Origin of the sequence: Acinetobacter sp. NyZ410 (assembly GCF_022828975.1) — a bacterium.
GTDB lineage: Bacteria > Pseudomonadota > Gammaproteobacteria > Pseudomonadales > Moraxellaceae > Acinetobacter > Acinetobacter guillouiae.
Map to the genome: position 1 here is coordinate 4092317 of NZ_CP094620.1, position 15440 is coordinate 4107756.

The 15440-nt window shown below is 35.4% G+C and carries 17 protein-coding genes; 6 read left to right on the top strand and 11 right to left on the bottom strand.

Annotated features, from left to right (window positions below; genetic code table 11):
- Nucleotides 1–69 precede the first annotated feature (69 nt).
- Nucleotides 70–1458, bottom strand: coding sequence for a hypothetical protein (locus MTO68_RS19270; protein WP_244013993.1), 1389 nt, complete (start codon nucleotides 1456–1458; stop codon nucleotides 70–72).
- A gap of 462 nt (nucleotides 1459–1920) precedes the next feature.
- On the opposite strand from MTO68_RS19270, the gene MTO68_RS19275 reads away from it, so the two are divergent.
- Entirely contained in the window at nucleotides 1921–2730 is an 810-nt protein-coding gene (locus tag MTO68_RS19275) for a DUF4882 family protein (protein ID WP_244013995.1), read from the top strand.
- Between the two features lie 104 nt (nucleotides 2731–2834).
- On the opposite strand, the gene MTO68_RS19280 is transcribed toward MTO68_RS19275, so the two are convergent.
- The 3 genes from MTO68_RS19280 to MTO68_RS19290 all read right to left on the bottom strand — a co-directional run bounded on the left by MTO68_RS19280 (nucleotide 2835) and on the right by MTO68_RS19290 (nucleotide 5840).
- On the bottom strand, nucleotides 2835–4202 hold the full coding sequence (locus MTO68_RS19280) for a hypothetical protein (protein ID WP_035370681.1): 1368 nt from the start codon (nucleotides 4200–4202) through the stop codon (nucleotides 2835–2837).
- Between the two features lie 335 nt (nucleotides 4203–4537).
- Nucleotides 4538–5107 carry a dCTP deaminase gene (gene dcd / locus MTO68_RS19285; protein ID WP_004723815.1) on the bottom strand — a complete coding sequence of 190 codons (570 nt, stop codon included), beginning with the start codon at nucleotides 5105–5107 and terminating at the stop codon, nucleotides 4538–4540.
- A gap of 139 nt (nucleotides 5108–5246) precedes the next feature.
- The gene (locus tag MTO68_RS19290) at nucleotides 5247–5840 is read right to left on the bottom strand and encodes a LysE family translocator (RefSeq protein WP_004723817.1); all 594 of its coding nucleotides are present in this window, start codon (nucleotides 5838–5840) and stop codon (nucleotides 5247–5249) included.
- A 456-nt stretch (nucleotides 5841–6296) separates the two neighbouring features.
- Here MTO68_RS19290 and MTO68_RS19295 point away from each other — a divergent pair, with 456 nt between their 5' ends.
- Nucleotides 6297–6848 carry a DUF2062 domain-containing protein gene (locus MTO68_RS19295; protein WP_056515239.1) on the top strand — a complete coding sequence of 184 codons (552 nt, stop codon included), beginning with the start codon at nucleotides 6297–6299 and terminating at the stop codon, nucleotides 6846–6848.
- Between the two features lie 28 nt (nucleotides 6849–6876).
- Here the strand turns inward: MTO68_RS19295 and MTO68_RS19300 are convergent, their stop codons facing one another.
- The 3 genes from MTO68_RS19300 to apbC form a co-directional block, all read right to left on the bottom strand.
- Entirely contained in the window at nucleotides 6877–7755 is an 879-nt protein-coding gene (locus MTO68_RS19300) for a 5'-methylthioadenosine/S-adenosylhomocysteine nucleosidase (RefSeq protein ID WP_244013997.1), read from the bottom strand.
- Nucleotides 7756–7855: 100 nt separating this feature from the next.
- Complete coding sequence (locus tag MTO68_RS19305; RefSeq protein WP_244013998.1) at nucleotides 7856–8227, bottom strand: hypothetical protein; 372 nt, start codon at nucleotides 8225–8227, stop codon at nucleotides 7856–7858.
- Nucleotides 8228–8299: 72 nt separating this feature from the next.
- Nucleotides 8300–9550, bottom strand: a complete 1251-nt coding sequence (gene apbC / locus MTO68_RS19310) for an iron-sulfur cluster carrier protein ApbC (protein ID WP_244014000.1) — start codon at nucleotides 9548–9550, stop codon at nucleotides 8300–8302.
- Nucleotides 9551–9870: 320 nt separating this feature from the next.
- Here apbC and MTO68_RS19315 point away from each other — a divergent pair, with 320 nt between their 5' ends.
- Nucleotides 9871–10170, top strand: coding sequence for a hypothetical protein (locus tag MTO68_RS19315; RefSeq protein WP_244014002.1), 300 nt, complete (start codon nucleotides 9871–9873; stop codon nucleotides 10168–10170).
- A gap of 48 nt (nucleotides 10171–10218) precedes the next feature.
- On the opposite strand, the gene MTO68_RS19320 is transcribed toward MTO68_RS19315, so the two are convergent.
- Nucleotides 10219–10407, bottom strand: a complete 189-nt coding sequence (locus MTO68_RS19320; protein WP_004723829.1) for a hypothetical protein — start codon at nucleotides 10405–10407, stop codon at nucleotides 10219–10221.
- Nucleotides 10408–10600: 193 nt separating this feature from the next.
- Here MTO68_RS19320 and MTO68_RS19325 point away from each other — a divergent pair, with 193 nt between their 5' ends.
- Nucleotides 10601–10819, top strand: a complete 219-nt coding sequence (locus tag MTO68_RS19325) for a DUF6500 family protein (RefSeq protein WP_004723831.1) — start codon at nucleotides 10601–10603, stop codon at nucleotides 10817–10819.
- Nucleotides 10820–10823: 4 nt separating this feature from the next.
- Here the strand turns inward: MTO68_RS19325 and MTO68_RS19330 are convergent, their stop codons facing one another.
- From MTO68_RS19330 to MTO68_RS19340, 3 genes are all read right to left on the bottom strand, one after another.
- Nucleotides 10824–11126 (bottom strand): putative quinol monooxygenase, encoded by a 303-nt coding sequence (locus MTO68_RS19330; RefSeq protein ID WP_056515254.1) that lies wholly within the window; start codon nucleotides 11124–11126, stop codon nucleotides 10824–10826.
- A gap of 50 nt (nucleotides 11127–11176) precedes the next feature.
- On the bottom strand, nucleotides 11177–11671 hold the full coding sequence (locus MTO68_RS19335; protein WP_034616005.1) for a hypothetical protein: 495 nt from the start codon (nucleotides 11669–11671) through the stop codon (nucleotides 11177–11179).
- 102 nt (nucleotides 11672–11773) lie between these two features.
- Nucleotides 11774–12574, bottom strand: coding sequence for a hypothetical protein (locus tag MTO68_RS19340; RefSeq protein WP_244014004.1), 801 nt, complete (start codon nucleotides 12572–12574; stop codon nucleotides 11774–11776).
- Between the two features lie 180 nt (nucleotides 12575–12754).
- Here MTO68_RS19340 and metG point away from each other — a divergent pair, with 180 nt between their 5' ends.
- The gene (gene metG / locus MTO68_RS19345; RefSeq protein WP_239044961.1) at nucleotides 12755–14809 is read left to right on the top strand and encodes a methionine--tRNA ligase; all 2055 of its coding nucleotides are present in this window, start codon (nucleotides 12755–12757) and stop codon (nucleotides 14807–14809) included.
- A gap of 123 nt (nucleotides 14810–14932) precedes the next feature.
- Nucleotides 14933–15406 (top strand): hypothetical protein, encoded by a 474-nt coding sequence (locus MTO68_RS19350; RefSeq protein WP_244014006.1) that lies wholly within the window; start codon nucleotides 14933–14935, stop codon nucleotides 15404–15406.
- Nucleotides 15407–15440 lie beyond the last annotated feature (34 nt).

Consider the following 15440-nt stretch of genomic DNA (forward strand, 5'->3'; position numbering starts at 1 on the left):
AATCTTTTTAAGCAATAAACTCATCATAAGTTTTAACACAGTTACTGCCAAAGCATAATAAGCATTTGATTAACAGAACTTTAATGAGCCATAGCAGTTTGGAGTAAAATCCTGTTTAGCTAGTTGCAAGTTCGTTAATGTCATACTCGGTCTAGTCGCATCTTTCAAATCCACTTCTTTTAGAGGGATTGCACTCCCAAAAAGACAATTTTCCAAGGCTAAACTACCACACTGTACTGGTTTATCATTTAAATAAGTACTCACCTGATTCATCACTTCATTTAACGTGGCTTTAGGAATATCGACCCGATCAGTTGGATCAATCTTGCCAATATCAATCGGATTGGAAAATTCTAACCACCAACCTTTTTGTGCAACTGATTTATTTCCAGTCCATTGAATATCTTGTCCTTGCAATGACAATGATGCGGGTGTTCCATTTAAACTGGCTTTATGAAAATAACCCAAATCTTCATTAATAGTCACATCCACATTCAAGTTTTGAATTGTGCCACTGGTTTCTTTATCCAAGTTAATAACACCAAGTGCTCTTGCAATAATATTACCACTTAAATCAATATCTCGTACCAATGCACTGGCTTTTAAAGTCGCACTATTGATACGTTTTCCTGTAATCTCTTGTTCCAGTAAAGACAAATCACCTTTTAAAATATTACTGCCCGTTGCCTTATCTCGTAAATTTAAATTATATGCGGTTGTCGTAAAACCAATAGGGATAAAAAAAAGAGCACAACATGCTTGGCCATTAATTGCATTATAACCATCTGACTGTATCAACTGTCTTCTGGCAGTTTCTCCCGAGACTAAACTTGAACCAAAACCATTGACCAAAGCAGTCCCCGTAGTTGCGGCGACTTTCATATACCCACTTAAGGAGTTAATTCCATTTTTTGTACCGCTATTTTCTGTACCAAACGTCAGCAAACCCACTGCTTTTTCTGAACTTAAATTTATTCCCACGACTTGTCGTGTAGAAGCGCTTCCTGGATTTTTAATGGCAAATTGAATAAAAGGGTTGGTTAAAACAGCACTTGACCCTACACGGGCAGCTCGGTCAGAAGTACTATCTGTATTTGATGTTGCAGAATTTCCTAAGCCACTTAGACCTAAATTATCAATATCAATGTCGCAGTTCCCTGCGCCATTTACACCACCGCAACCTAACTGTAATTTTTTAATATTGGCATTTAATTCAAGTTCAGCTTCTAAACCTAATTTATAAAATCCAATACTTTTATCTCCACCTGTTCGTTTTGCTTCCATATTTGCTGAATCTGTAGGTGCAACATAAGTCAAACTCATTAAGGCTTGACCTGTCGTTTCAGAGAGTTGCTCATCAGACATACTTTTTAAAGTTGTAGACTGTGCATATACAGCAGATATTGCAACAACACTGAATGAAAAAAGTGTTGCACACAAAGCCTTTATTTTAAGCATGAACATCTCCTTATCCTTAGATTATGTTCAAAATTGTGAAACTCTATTGTTCCAATAATCAAACCTAATCTTAGATAAACTTCATAAAATTTAGGCTCTTACTGTTATGAAAATGTATTTTAGTTTTCAATAGAGAAATATAATGTGATTAATCTATCATAATGTTTTTAAATATAGGTTAAATTTCCGACAAAATGACTGTAATTTTTGTTAGTAAACCAAATAGCATCAAAACACATGAAAAAAATTCTATAGAAATTTTCAAGAATAAAAACTTTTTAAATTCAAATATAAATAAAAAATCAAAGATAGATATAAAAATAGTTCAAACATTTTAATTAAAATGAATCCACTTAAATCAAGTATTTAATATTTAAATTTTTTAAACCTTTTTATCGGATATTTTCAAATCTATTCCATTTTAACTTTATAGTAAAATCTCAAAATAAAAAGGAATACACCATGAAAAGAATGATATTGGGTTTAATGATAAATTCAATCTGTATAAGCAGTTGGGCTGCATGTAGTTATGATTTTGATGCAACAACTGCTGAAATCCAACAGATGATTGGAAATCCTATTCCGCCTGCAAAAAAATTTCCATATTTAAATGGAGCAACTGCTAGTTTTCTACTTGAGAGCTCATCATATCAATATCATGCAAGCACGTCTGCATTTGCGCAATCTTATAAAAACTATATAAATGGAACAAACAACACAATTCTAGGCGATAAGAATTTATCAAGCACAGGAAAGTATGCAGTTGAGCTAAAAATTGATAACTTTGCAGATATCCCTATAGGATCTTATTCTGGAAATCAGAGTGGTGTATATACTTTAGGATATAATTTTTATGGTATCAAAAATGGAAACCTGAAGTATGGAGGCTTCGTATGGCTTACAAATTCAGATGATACGAAAACTAAAAAAGTCTACGTTAGTTTTTCTGATTTGGGTGCAGGCATTAATTATGAGAAAGAATTTGATATAGCTTACAGCTCTGCAAATAATTATAAAATTGGCCTTTATTTAGATCAAGATTCAAAACAAATTGGAATAAATTTAAATGGTATAGATAAAGGCTATATTAACAATACGCCATTATCAGACTCAGCCACTCAAATCAGTTTCCAAATGTTTGGTCTTGTAGGTGGTTATCCAACATCGCTATTAGGCACTTATCAACCAACAGAAACGCTTATCTTTGAGCGTAGCCGAATGACTTTAAACTATTCTTCCAACACCAAAGACATCTGTGGGAATACAATTTAAGTCATTAAAACCCACTTAGGTGGGTTTTAAAATTTTAAGATGGAAAGTTGATTCATGATGAGTATTAATTTTTTGACCTTGAGTATTTTATAAATCAATAAAAATTAACAAAATTTCAAGCTACCATAACAATTGGGTGTAAAAGTCTGATTAACTAATTTCAGATTACTTAAAGGCATTGAAACAGCAGCATCGTTTCCAAGCGTCATGGTCTTGGTATCAATCGTACCACTAAATGCACAATTCAATACTGTTAAGCCGCATTGTATCGGTTTGTCGGTTAAATAATCACTTACTTTCCGAAGGGTCGCACTTAAAGTATTTGCCGCAATATCCACGGGTTTCGCTGGTGTTACATCTCCGATATCAATAGGATTCGAAAACTCTAACCACCAACCCTTTTGCGCAACCGATACCCCTCCTGTCCACTGCAGATCTTGTGACTGTAAAGATAACGAAACAGGTGTTCCATTTAAGCTGGCTTTATGAAAATAACCAAGATCTTCATCTATGGTCACATTTACTACTAAATTATTCAGTGTTCCGATCAGGTTTTTATTCCCCAACTCAAGGTTCCCTAAACCTGTCAATCTAGGATTAATTGTTCCTGATAATTTAATACCATCTATTGTTGCAGTACCATATAAACTTGCTGATGAAATCCGTTTACCAGTAATAGGTTGAACAGGCAAGCTCAACACACCACTATTGGGTACACTAATATTTAAATTATACTTTTTAGAACCAATTCCAATATCACAACATAAAGTTCCTGTCGCTTTTCCTACAATATCTACACCAGTTCCAATATTACAGCCACTTGCACTTGTGTCATAACAAACACCTGTCATTGAATTTACAGAAGCATATCCCCCTGCTTTCGCAATCTGCATAAATCCACTTAATGAATTAATACCATTTTTTGTATCACTATTTTCATTTCCAAAAGTAATCAAGCCCATAGCTTTTTCTGAACTTAAATTAATTCCTACCACCTCACGCGTGGATGCACTATCTGGATTTTTTATCGCAAATTGAATAAAAGGATTGGTTAATACCGCACTTGACCCAACCCGGGCAGCTCGATCAGAATCACTATCCGTATTTGAAGATGCAGAATTACCTAAACCACTCAAACTAATATTGTCGATATCAATATCACAAACCCCACTACGGACAGAATTATTAACTCCACCACAGCCTAATTGTAATTTCTTTATATTTGCATTTAATTCTAAATCAGCTTCCAAGCCTAATTTGTAAAAACCTATATTTTTGGCACTGCCATCACGTTTTGACTCTAAATTACTTGCATCTGTTGGTGATGTATAACTTAAACTCATGAGTGCTTGACCCGTCGTTTCTGATAATTGTTCATCAGTCAGTCTTTGTAATGTAGAAGCATGAGCAGTATTTACGCCTAAACCACTCAGTACCAGTAATACAACACTTAGATATTTTCTTTCGAACATCGTACGCTTCCATCCTTAGCAAAGCTTGACCTTATTTTTTATACCGATGCTAAAGTACTATTCAAATTCTGAATAAATAAAACGATATAAATCACATTTTTATTTAACATAAACGTAATTTTATTTATACCATAGATTAAAATTCATACCGAATAAATTTTAAATTTTCCGATAAAAAAACAATTATTTAATATTCCCTATTAGATATACTTAATGATAAGTTTAACGGCAGCACTCATTCTAATAAAAATAGTATATAAATCATATTTTTCTCATGATCAATACATAAAAAAAAGCAAGTGATTTACACTTGCTTCTTTCAGCTCATTTTTAATTTAAGCTTTAGGTAAGGTTACCCCAACCTGACCTTGGTATTTACCACCACGATCTTTATAAGAGGTTTCACAAACTTCATCAGATTCAAAAAACAGCATTTGAGCAACACCTTCACCGGCATAAATACGCGCAGGTAAATTCGTCGTATTTGAAAACTCTAATGTCACATGACCTTCCCATTCAGGTTCAAGTGGCGTTACATTTACAATGATACCGCAACGTGCATAAGTCGATTTACCTAGGCAGATCGTCAAAACATTACGTGGAATACGGAAATATTCAACAGTGCGTGCTAACGCAAATGAGTTTGGAGGGATGATACAAACATCAGATTCAATGTCGATAAAACTACGTTCATCGAAATTTTTAGGGTCGACAATGGCAGAGTGAACATTGGTAAAGACTTTAAACTCACGCGCACAACGTACGTCATAACCATAGCTAGATACGCCATAAGAAATTAGCTTTTCACCATGTTCATCATAACGCACTTGGTTTTCTGCATACGGTTCAATCATACCGTGCTTTTCGCTCATTTCACGAATCCAACGATCAGACTTAATTGCCATTTATCTCTATCCCAAAACTGTGCTATTTACTGCGCTGTACTTTAACTGAAATTGCTTTTGAAAGGAATGTTTATGACGAAATAGAGCAACCCAAGTCTGTAAGTAAACGTACAAACTTAAGTTTAACTATAATCGATTGTTAAAGGCTTAAAAGTGCTGAGTAGCTCAGTGGTACAGTAAAACTCACTAAAACTAAAGACGCAGTTCTTTGCATATTACGCTGATTGAGCCAAGTCACTTTATTACTGCAAATCACAGAACCAATAAATGTCCAAAAAAATGCAATCGGTACGATTAATAATAAAAACACCAACATATGTGAAGTATAAGCAGACGCATTTTGCCATACATGTGTTGGAAAAATTGCAGAAGCAAAAAGAAGTGCTTTCGGGTTTAAAAGGGTTGCAAAAAATAACTCACGCGCCCGAATTGTCGCATGATTAAAGTTTTCATCTCGATTTGCTGTACGCCATAATTTTAAAGCCAGGAATAAAATATAACCTGCGCTAAATAATTTAAGAATAACGGGCACACTTGGAAACTGTTTAGACACAGATCCAATAATTAATCCCCAAATGGTAATGGAGATAAGATAGCCAAGCGCTTCCGCTGGAATTAATGCAAGAGATTTTCGAATTCCAACTTGAATTCCAGAAGATGCTAAAAGCGTATTGGTTGGTCCTGGTGTCAAAAGAATCGTCACCACCAAGCCAATAAAAAACCATGAAATCATTAAATGACCTCATCAATGGATTGATCGCAGATTAAATCTTTTAAATTGAATTGGCAAAAAATTAATTGTAAGAGAACTTATTGAAGAACATTACCCTAAATGAAAATATATTTTATTTTCAATACTTTGAAAACTTAAAATCAGATAAAAACTGCAAAGTCACTGATCGAAGAAATGCTGTTTTTATGTCCAAAATCAAACTTTAAAATCAATAATAATACCTTTTAAATCAGTAAGTTTATTCCCAAATAGCACACTGATTAGCGATAAAATACCAAGTAGTTCCGTTAAAGGCCATCTTTGGTACGAATCAAAGGCTTTTTAAGTAAATTTTCAGTTTTATTGACTATTCTTTATCCATATTTCTCTCTTACTCATTAGGTTTTTTGTCAGAAAGGTTGTCGTTTTTATCTACATTGATGCACAATAGTTACCTTTCTTGCATTTTCTACTTTTATGGCAAAGCATTTTTTTCAGTCTTGGCTCCCTAGTCCAGAGCGAGTCAACAATTTGAAATTCATGAAGATTTTTGGCGATAAAGCCTTAAGTCCTCAGCTTTGGTATGTCAATCGAAAATCAATTTCTAAGGCAATGTTTATTGGTACCTTTTGGGGCATCTTGCCTATTCCATTCCACACCTTATTAATTATTTTTTCAGTATTATTCTTTGAAGCTAATTTACCGATTGGTTTAATTTTAGCCTGGATCATGAATCCCTTAACCATTGTGCCAATTTTGATTTTTGCCTTTTGGATTGGTTCCAAAATTTATCATGTGCATATGATTAATAAGGAAATGTTACTCGGTGTTTTCCATCAAATCATTCATTGGATCAAAAACTTTGGTCATGGGCATATTGATTTTAGCCTAGCCAAAATTCTTGCAACCGGTTTGTTTATTGAAGCATTTGTATTTGCATCGCTACTCTTTATTGCGACACGTATTTACTGGCGTTGGAGCGTGATTAAAAAGTGGAATAGCCGTAAAAAACAGCCAAAAACTCTCTAAGCAAACTCCAATTTATTTTGATAAAAAATTACTTTAAAGCGGCTTGTTTAGCTTCCATATATTCAACAACCACATCTAAAACATAATGCTGGCATGCTTCTCCAGTACCTGGGTCATATGCGCCCCCGTTGGTAATATTGTTCGATAAAATACGAACACCAAGGAATGGTACTTTATATTGGCTGGCAATTTGTGCCACAGATGCCGCCTCCATTTCCTCTACAGAAGTGCCATAGTTTTTATGGAAAAATGCAATTCGATCCAATTCATTGTTCCAAACATCTGCTGAACCAATAGTACCTTCAACCACACGGCCCTTGCTATAATTGGTTTTTGCACGCTGCGCTGCCAATAACAGATCTTTATCTGCTTCAAATTTACGAATCGCAATCGGTTCAGGATCAGACTCATCAGTAGGCAGCACATCAAAAGCTTCTGTCCATTCAAGAGAATTTGAACCTTCTCCAACTGCTTTTTTAGGTGTTCTAAATGCACCAATATTGGTGGTGTAACGACCTAAAACAATATCATAGACATTAAGATCTGGATCATGTCCACCTGATGTTCCTTGGTTAATAATCGCAATGGGTTTATAACGTTCAATCGCAATTGCTGTTGCGGCAGCAGAGTTGCTCATTCCCATTCTTGTTTTAGAGATAATCACCGGATAACCTTGATAGGTTCCTTTCCAAAACGTCCAACCACCGAACGTTTCGACTGTAGAATTGCTTAGTTTTGAGGCCATTTGCTCAGATTCTACAGGTAATGCACCTTGAATAATGATGGGTTGCAATGATTTCTGTGTCGTTGAATTAGAATTGGTTTTATCTGAATCACTATCATTACATGCAGTCAAGAACATCGAACTACAGATTCCTAAAGCACATAAGATTTTTTTTAATAGCATGGTCTACTCAATGGTTTAAATTAGAAATTATACCTAAGCAATGAATATACCAGTTGATCAATTTTCTATATTTTTATACAGATAGTTAAGAGAAGGCGATTTAAATTTTATTTTTTGAGTTGGGAATAACTTCAATTAACTCAGAATGACCTGTTGATAAATCCCCATTCAACCACTGCCAATCTTCAATCAGCTTAATCACATCATTATCCAATAGTTCAATTTTTGTTTTACATTGTCCAATTCTAAGTTCGTTCGTCACAGTTAAATGTTGATAATATATTTCGAATTCAAAATCTGAAAGCATCTTTCCAACGATAGAACCAATTTGTATCATCCCACCCTCGTATTTTGCAGTAATCATCAGCCCCTTTTGGGAATAATAAAAACGTGTAGCACTATTAACATCACCATTGGCAGTATTGGCAAGACTAATAAAAACCTTATTATCGAGTAAGTTTAAATATTTCATTGATTCATTCTCAATTATCCTCTCCTTAATTCAATGGTTAAAATAAAGAGAGGAAGCTTTAGAGGTCGATTCTTAGAAAATTCTATGCGGATCTTTTTCGGCTTTAGGTAAAGCTTGTGCAATTTTTTCAGCAATAGCCATATAGTTTTCTGCAGCAACGTCTCCTGCTACCACAGAAGGTTTACCAGCATCAGCATTTTCACGAATTTGAACATTTAGAGGTAATCGTCCCAACAACGGAATATTATATTGCTCAGACAATTGATCGCCGCCACCTGTACCAAAAATTTGTTCTTCATGACCACAGTTTGAGCAAATATGCGTCGACATATTTTCCACCACCCCCATAACTGGAATATGTACTTTATTAAACAGTTCAATTCCTTTAACCGCATCCATCAAGGCTACATTCTGAGGTGTTGTCACAATCACAGCACCTGTTACAGGAATACGCTGGGCAAGGGTTAATTGAATATCACCAGTACCAGGTGGCATATCGATAACTAGAACATCTAAATCAGGCCATAACGCTTGATTAAACAGCTGCATCAATGCACCTGTGGCTTTTGCACCACGCCAAGCAACTGGTGTATTTTCTTTTCCAATCAAATGACCGATCGAAAGTACCGCCATACCATAAGCTTCTAATGGTACAAAATTTTCACCTTCTATTTTAGGTGTTTGCCCTGCATTCCCCAGCATTGTTGGAATACTTGGACCATAGATATCAGCATCCAAAACCCCGACTTTTAAGCCTAGTTTGTGCAAAGCCAATGCGATATTTACTGTGGTAGTTGATTTACCCACACCACCTTTACCCGATGATATAAGGATCACATTTTGAATTCGAGGGTGTTTCGGAATATCTCGTTGTTGTGGTGCTGCTTTTTGAATCGGTGGATTATTAGGATCTTCTTGTGTATTTGCCATTTTAGCAGAAGCATCGACAACTGGAGGAAGATTAGGATGTTGCTCTTTGGGCTTTGAAGCGCAACTATGCCCTGCTTTTCCATGTTGGTCACTGCCACAACTCGAATCATGTTGAATTTTTTGTTGGATCACATGCAGATTCAACTCTTGAATACCGCACTTCTCCAATGCATCTGCGAGATCATCATGAATTTTTTGTAAATGATCTGCCTCTTCTGGATAAGTATTAATTGTCAGTTGTAATACTCGGCCTACAACATTCACTTGAGTAATACGATCTTTTAAGACATTTGAATTTGGCAAAATATAGTTTTGCAAAACAGATTGGACTTCTTCCTCTTTCACCTCCTGCGCAGGAGAAAAAACTGATTTAAGCGAAGAAAGCCACGACATAGATTTGCTCCAAATTTGCAAATACAATAAATACTGAGAACAGATAGTTTAACTGTAAATTGACCTGAGGTTAAGCAAACTTCTATTCAGCTTTTTGAATGTTGTTATTAATCCTACTGATTTAGTTGGTTTAGCATCCAAAATAATCCATTCAATCATTTTATCTCATTGTTCAGAATGAACTTTTAGTTTTTGCGATTTAGTTTGCTATGACAAACGCTGTCTTAATAATTCCCATACAAATACTGGATAAAAAATAGCTATAGTCAGATTGGGTCATAACAACTTTGTGTAATTTTTGACAATAATAAGGTAGGTCTATGAAGTCTCTATTATTTTTAGTTTTTACTTTAATCATTTCGAGTTCAGCTGTTGCTGGAACCTCTACAACTGCGGTGCGGACATCTTCAGGACAACTGGTTTCTGTAGGTGATAGTTTGACGGAAATGTCGACACGGATTGGTCAATCTCCAATTTCAATGAACACTTATGAACGTAAAGAAGGTAAAACGACGGTTACCGTATCCAACTATATCTATGAGATTGAGAATGTAACTTATACTTTTACGGTGGTGAATAATCAGATTCGTGAAATCGAGTGGATTCGTAAAGAACCTTAAATAAAAAGTATCACTGAACAGCGTGGCGCTGTTCAGTGATTGTTCAAATTACTTTTCATCATCTTTTTTGTGCTTCAAATCATTTACAGCTTGCTCACCTTTAAGCAGTGTTTCTTTTGCTTTATGTTTGAGGTCATCTGCAACCTTTTCAGCACCTAATTTTGCTTCTTTGGCTTTTAACTTCACATCATCAATTACTTCAGAAGCTTTGTTTTTTAAATCGTCTAAATTTGTCATGATTTTCTTCCTATTTAATTAAGTCTCACCCTAGTTATAACAACTGAAACTCCATAAAATGTAAAAAGATGCATTTCTTTAACAATTCATACACAGTTTGTAGCGATGTGTTTTTTTGTTTCAAAATGAATAAAATAGCCTCTTCTGATTGATTGAAAATCATTGAATTAAAACAAACACTGAGTCTTATCGAATGCAACACTTAATGAAAGAAAAAATTATCCGAGTCTGTAATGATAAAATTGCTAAAAAGGGAGATGATGTTGGTTTATCTTTTTATGCATTCTTTGCCAATAAAAATGATGACCCAGAAACCTTAATGCAAGTAGCAGAATGGTGGATTAAAACCCATCAGCTTGATCATTTTGAAAAGGCAATCAAAATTAAGAAAATGATTGAAGATGAATGCTAAATATTCATTTTTTAAACAATTCATCATAATGCTGCATATGGGTAAAAATTCCGTCTTGTCTTCTATGTTGATCAATTTGCGGGACTAAATCCTGAAAATGGGAGGATTGAACATGGGCATCTAAAGCAGCTCGATCCACCCATTCCTCAATAAATACAAAATGCCCTGTATTGCGTAAATCATGGTATAAATCATAGGCAATACAGCCCGCTTCTCGTTTAGTTTGCTCAACTAATTGTTGATATAAAGGTAAAACTAAATCAATTTTATCCACTTGGATAAAGTCTTCGGCAATCAGTTTAAGCATAAGTAATTTCTTATTGATATCGAAGTTCGAACATAACATGAAACGCAAATTTAAACCCAATGATGTACTTGTTTTCTAAACATATTCTGCGCATTAAATTTTCTGCATAAAATGAAGTAAACTGCATTTCCGAGAACTAGACCGATACAAAACGGGAGCAATAACAGTAAATAAACGAAGATTAAATAACTCAATGCCTCGATAAAACTAGATAGAGCACCATCTAAACATAAAACTAAGAATAAAAAACTTAGCATCATGATAAAGATCAAAGTTATAGATTTTATAATCTGTGTTGTTTCGATGATTTTTTGAGGTACTTTAAATACTTTAAAAATAACTGTGTAACTAAAAAACCCGACCAGTAGTAAAAATGGAGTTAAATACAATACGACTTCCATGCCTCGGCTTGAAGTTCGTTCAGAAGCTGAAATAAATAAATCGCCCTGATAAAAATATAGAAAAAGACAAAATGGCACAACTAAACTGAGAACAGCCGCTAAACTTGCAAATGCTGAAGCAACAAATACATACCAAGACCGCATGATTTTCTCCTTCTTCGATCTTGGTGTTAGTTTCTAAAATTAAAATGTAGCGTGTTTGATTAGGATGTGAAGTTTAGGTGAAGAATCATCACGATTGGAACTTTATGATCGGACATTTCCCATAAAACTGACTGCCGCAAATAGCCAAATAAACAATACGAAACTGCGACCCTGATTAAAATGATTCAAATCCGTACCATGTAGAATGTTATGCCGTGTCATACTCACCGTTGAACTACTATCCATCTTATAAGCAGCCAACTCTAAAAAATAATGATTCAATTCATTGGCAATTTTAGCTTTATGCCACAAACTTTTAATCTCATGACCTTTTAACCCAGGAACGATTTTATAGACATCAATAAACTTAGTGTCCTGTTGTTTTAAATAACCATTTTGAACTAAAACAGCCGTTAACAAACCTTCCAATTGAGCATAAAGCAATGGAATACATCCCGCATACAACTCTAATTGATAGAGTTTAAAGCTTTGTTCTAACACAGCTTGGTATTGTGGCTTCTGCTCACCCAGCGCTACTTGATCAAAAGCTTTAAACATCTCAGACTGAAAAAACGCACTGTTGATCACATCTAAAAGATTAAACTGAGCAATATCTTCAGCTTCATGTATCAATTGCCAAAAATGCAATAGATTGAGAGCATCATTGGCAATTTTAGCCCCTACAGGCTGATCCAATTGATTGGCTAAAACTTCAAAATAAGGCTCTTCTTGAGCAAACCCATTGAGTGTTTCAATAAGATACTGATGTTCATCTTCAGAAATATCTGCAAAATAGCGTTCAGCTTGTTTCAGAATATTTTTTTCAATCAGATTTTTACTATTTTGATTTTGTGGAATACGGGTTACAGGCTGGTCATCATCAAAATATTCATCATCAATCATAGATTTATTGCTCTTGGGAAATACACGAATACACCATTCTATAATAATGAATTGGCAGATATAAGAATATGCATAAAAATCTACATTTGAAAAGAATTCACCTATTCTGTTGTGCATCTTCATAGCAATTACGCTAAAATCAATGCCCTTGCATTAACTTTGAGAAAGAGAGTTATATCCGTGCGAAATATTTTAGTCACTAACGCCCTTCCATACGCAAATGGTCCTATTCATATGGGTCACCTACTCGGCTACATCCAAGCAGATATCTGGGTTCGTGCCATGCGTGCAATGGGTCATGACGTGACTTATGTCTGCGCGGATGATGCACACGGTACAGCAATCATGCTCCGTGCAGAAGCAAATGGGATTAGTCCAGAGGCGCAAATTGCCAATGTGCAAAAAGAGCATATCCGTGATTTTGATGGCTTTGGCGTACATTTCGATCACTATGATTCAACCAATAGCGATGAAAATAAAGCCCGTTCTGAGGAAATCTATATTAAAAACCGTGAGGCAGGCAATATTGCGATTCGTCCTGTTACTCAGTTGTTTGATCCTGAAAAAAGCATGTTCTTGTCAGACCGTTTCATTAAAGGGACTTGTCCAAAATGTAAAGCGGAAGATCAGTATGGCGACTCATGCGAAGTATGTGGTACGACCTATAATGCAACAGAGTTATTAAATCCACGCTCAACATTAAGTGGTGCGACACCTGTTGAAAAATCATCAGATCATTATTTCTTTAAACTCCCAAACTTTGCCGAATACTTGCAAAAATGGACGCGTGACGAAGGTCGTTTACCTGTTTCGATCGCCAATAAGTTAGATGAATGGTTTGAAAATGGTTTAAACGATTGGGATATCTCTCGTGATGCGCCTTATTTCGGCTTTGAAATTCCAGATGCACCAAATAAATATTTCTATGTTTGGGTTGATGCCCCGATTGGCTATATGTCAAGTTTTGAAAATTACATCAAAACGAAACGCCCAGAATTAAGCTTTGACGACTACTGGAAAAAAGATTCTAAAAATGAGGTCTATCACTTCATTGGTAAAGACATTGTATATTTCCATGCGTTGTTCTGGCCTGCAATGTTAGAAGGTGCAAATTACCGCACCCCTACAGGTCTATTCGTAAATGGTTTCTTGACTGTAAATGGTCAAAAAATGTCAAAATCGCGCGGCACATTTATTAAAGCTGAAACCTATTTACAGCACTTAAATCCTGAGTATTTACGTTATTACTTTGCTTCTAAACTTTCTGATAAAGTTGAAGATTCTGATTTAAATCTTGATGACTTTGTGCAAAAAGTAAATTCAGATTTAGTAGGAAAAGTTGTGAATATTGCCAGTCGTTGTGCAAAATTCATTAACAGCAATTTTAACAATAGCTTGTCTGCAACATGTGCTGAACCTGAGCTGGTTCAAAGTTTCATTGATGCGGGTGCTTCGATTGCTCAATCTTATGAAGCGCGTGAGTTTTCAACCGCTATACGTGAAATCATGGCACTTGCTGATCGTGCAAATCAGTATATTGATGAGAAAAAACCATGGGCTTTGGCAAAACAAGAAGGTCAGGAACAACAAGTTCATGATGTCTGCTCTGTTGGCATCAACCTATTCCGCCAATTGGCTGTTTACTTAGCACCTGTACTACCAACTTTAGCAACACAAGTTCAAGACTTCTTAAAACTTGAAAGTTTTGATTTTGCTTCAGGAAAAACGGTTCTAGTTGCGCATGAAATTGCTCAATTCCAACCATTGATGCAACGTGTTGATCCAAAAGCAGTTGCTGCAATGGTCGATGCATCAAAAGAATCTTTAGCTGCTGCAACACCAGCAAAAGCAGAAAAGAAAACTGAAAAAACCAAAGAGAAAAAGCCTGAAGCCAAAGTGGGTGAAGCAGAAATCATTACGATCGATGACTTTATCAAAATCGACTTGCGTGTTGCTGAAGTCTTAGAAGCAGCAACAGTAGAAGGTTCTGATAAACTGCTTCAATTGACTCTAAATGTCGGCGAAGCTGAACCACGTAATGTATTCAGTGGGATCCGTGAGTTCTACAAACCTGAAGACTTAACTGGCAAATTGGTGGTTATGGTTGCAAACCTTGCGCCGCGTAAAATGCGTTTTGGTATTTCAAATGGTATGGTGCTTGCTGCTGGGAATGGTGATGGTGTTTGGGTGATTTCACCTGAATCTGGTGCGAAACCAGGTGATAAAGTTTCTTAATTATTGATTATCTCATCCGAGACGATCATAAATCACTAAAAGGCTTCTTCGGAAGTCTTTTTTTATGCTACTGTTTTACTACATTCACATTATAAAAATGAAAAAAAAGGGGCTCGCCTCAATATGGATATATCAAAGAATAACCAAGGAAAAATATCTGCATTTATCCTCTGTGGTCCACTCATTGGTACATTTATTATCACGATCACATTTCACAGCGGATTATTTTTTTATGATCCAATGCGGTTTTTAAAAGGACTCATTACACCATCTATTATATTTCCAATGATTGCTGCATCCATCTTGATTACTCCAATTGGTTATCTCTTAGGATGCATTCCAGCCATCATTACCAATCTCTTATTTAATCACTTTTTTGCAAGTAAATTAGCGTTAGCCTCTTGGCGTTATAGTTTAATCTATGGGTGTCTTTTAGGCTTTATGCTAGCCCCTTTTATTCTTATCATTGCTATAGTCACGCCTTTCCCTTTATTCACTTTTCTTTACCTCCAGTTTGTCCTTATACTACCAACAGCGCTGATTTGTACTTTTATTGAGTGGAAAAGAGCCAGAAATCGTCAGGATATCAATGAATGACCTCACATAGCTGATTCGATCATTGTGTATATTA

Excerpts from the sequence above, each read along its gene's own strand:
- MTO68_RS19270 (WP_244013993.1), bottom strand. The coding sequence starts at position 1,458 with ATGCTTAAAATAAAGGCTTTGTGTGCAACACTTTTTTCATTCAGTGTT.
- MTO68_RS19275 (WP_244013995.1), top strand. The coding sequence starts at position 1,921 with ATGAAAAGAATGATATTGGGTTTAATGATAAATTCAATCTGTATAAGC.
- MTO68_RS19280 (WP_035370681.1), bottom strand. The coding sequence starts at position 4,202 with ATGTTCGAAAGAAAATATCTAAGTGTTGTATTACTGGTACTGAGTGGT.
- dcd (WP_004723815.1), bottom strand. The coding sequence starts at position 5,107 with ATGGCAATTAAGTCTGATCGTTGGATTCGTGAAATGAGCGAAAAGCAC.
- MTO68_RS19290 (WP_004723817.1), bottom strand. The coding sequence starts at position 5,840 with ATGATTTCATGGTTTTTTATTGGCTTGGTGGTGACGATTCTTTTGACA.
- MTO68_RS19295 (WP_056515239.1), top strand. The coding sequence starts at position 6,297 with ATGGCAAAGCATTTTTTTCAGTCTTGGCTCCCTAGTCCAGAGCGAGTC.
- MTO68_RS19300 (WP_244013997.1), bottom strand. The coding sequence starts at position 7,755 with ATGCTATTAAAAAAAATCTTATGTGCTTTAGGAATCTGTAGTTCGATG.
- MTO68_RS19305 (WP_244013998.1), bottom strand. The coding sequence starts at position 8,227 with ATGAAATATTTAAACTTACTCGATAATAAGGTTTTTATTAGTCTTGCC.
- apbC (WP_244014000.1), bottom strand. The coding sequence starts at position 9,550 with ATGTCGTGGCTTTCTTCGCTTAAATCAGTTTTTTCTCCTGCGCAGGAG.
- MTO68_RS19315 (WP_244014002.1), top strand. The coding sequence starts at position 9,871 with ATGAAGTCTCTATTATTTTTAGTTTTTACTTTAATCATTTCGAGTTCA.
- MTO68_RS19320 (WP_004723829.1), bottom strand. The coding sequence starts at position 10,407 with ATGACAAATTTAGACGATTTAAAAAACAAAGCTTCTGAAGTAATTGAT.
- MTO68_RS19325 (WP_004723831.1), top strand. The coding sequence starts at position 10,601 with ATGCAACACTTAATGAAAGAAAAAATTATCCGAGTCTGTAATGATAAA.
- MTO68_RS19330 (WP_056515254.1), bottom strand. The coding sequence starts at position 11,126 with ATGCTTAAACTGATTGCCGAAGACTTTATCCAAGTGGATAAAATTGAT.
- MTO68_RS19335 (WP_034616005.1), bottom strand. The coding sequence starts at position 11,671 with ATGCGGTCTTGGTATGTATTTGTTGCTTCAGCATTTGCAAGTTTAGCG.
- MTO68_RS19340 (WP_244014004.1), bottom strand. The coding sequence starts at position 12,574 with ATGATTGATGATGAATATTTTGATGATGACCAGCCTGTAACCCGTATT.
- MTO68_RS19350 (WP_244014006.1), top strand. The coding sequence starts at position 14,933 with ATGGATATATCAAAGAATAACCAAGGAAAAATATCTGCATTTATCCTC.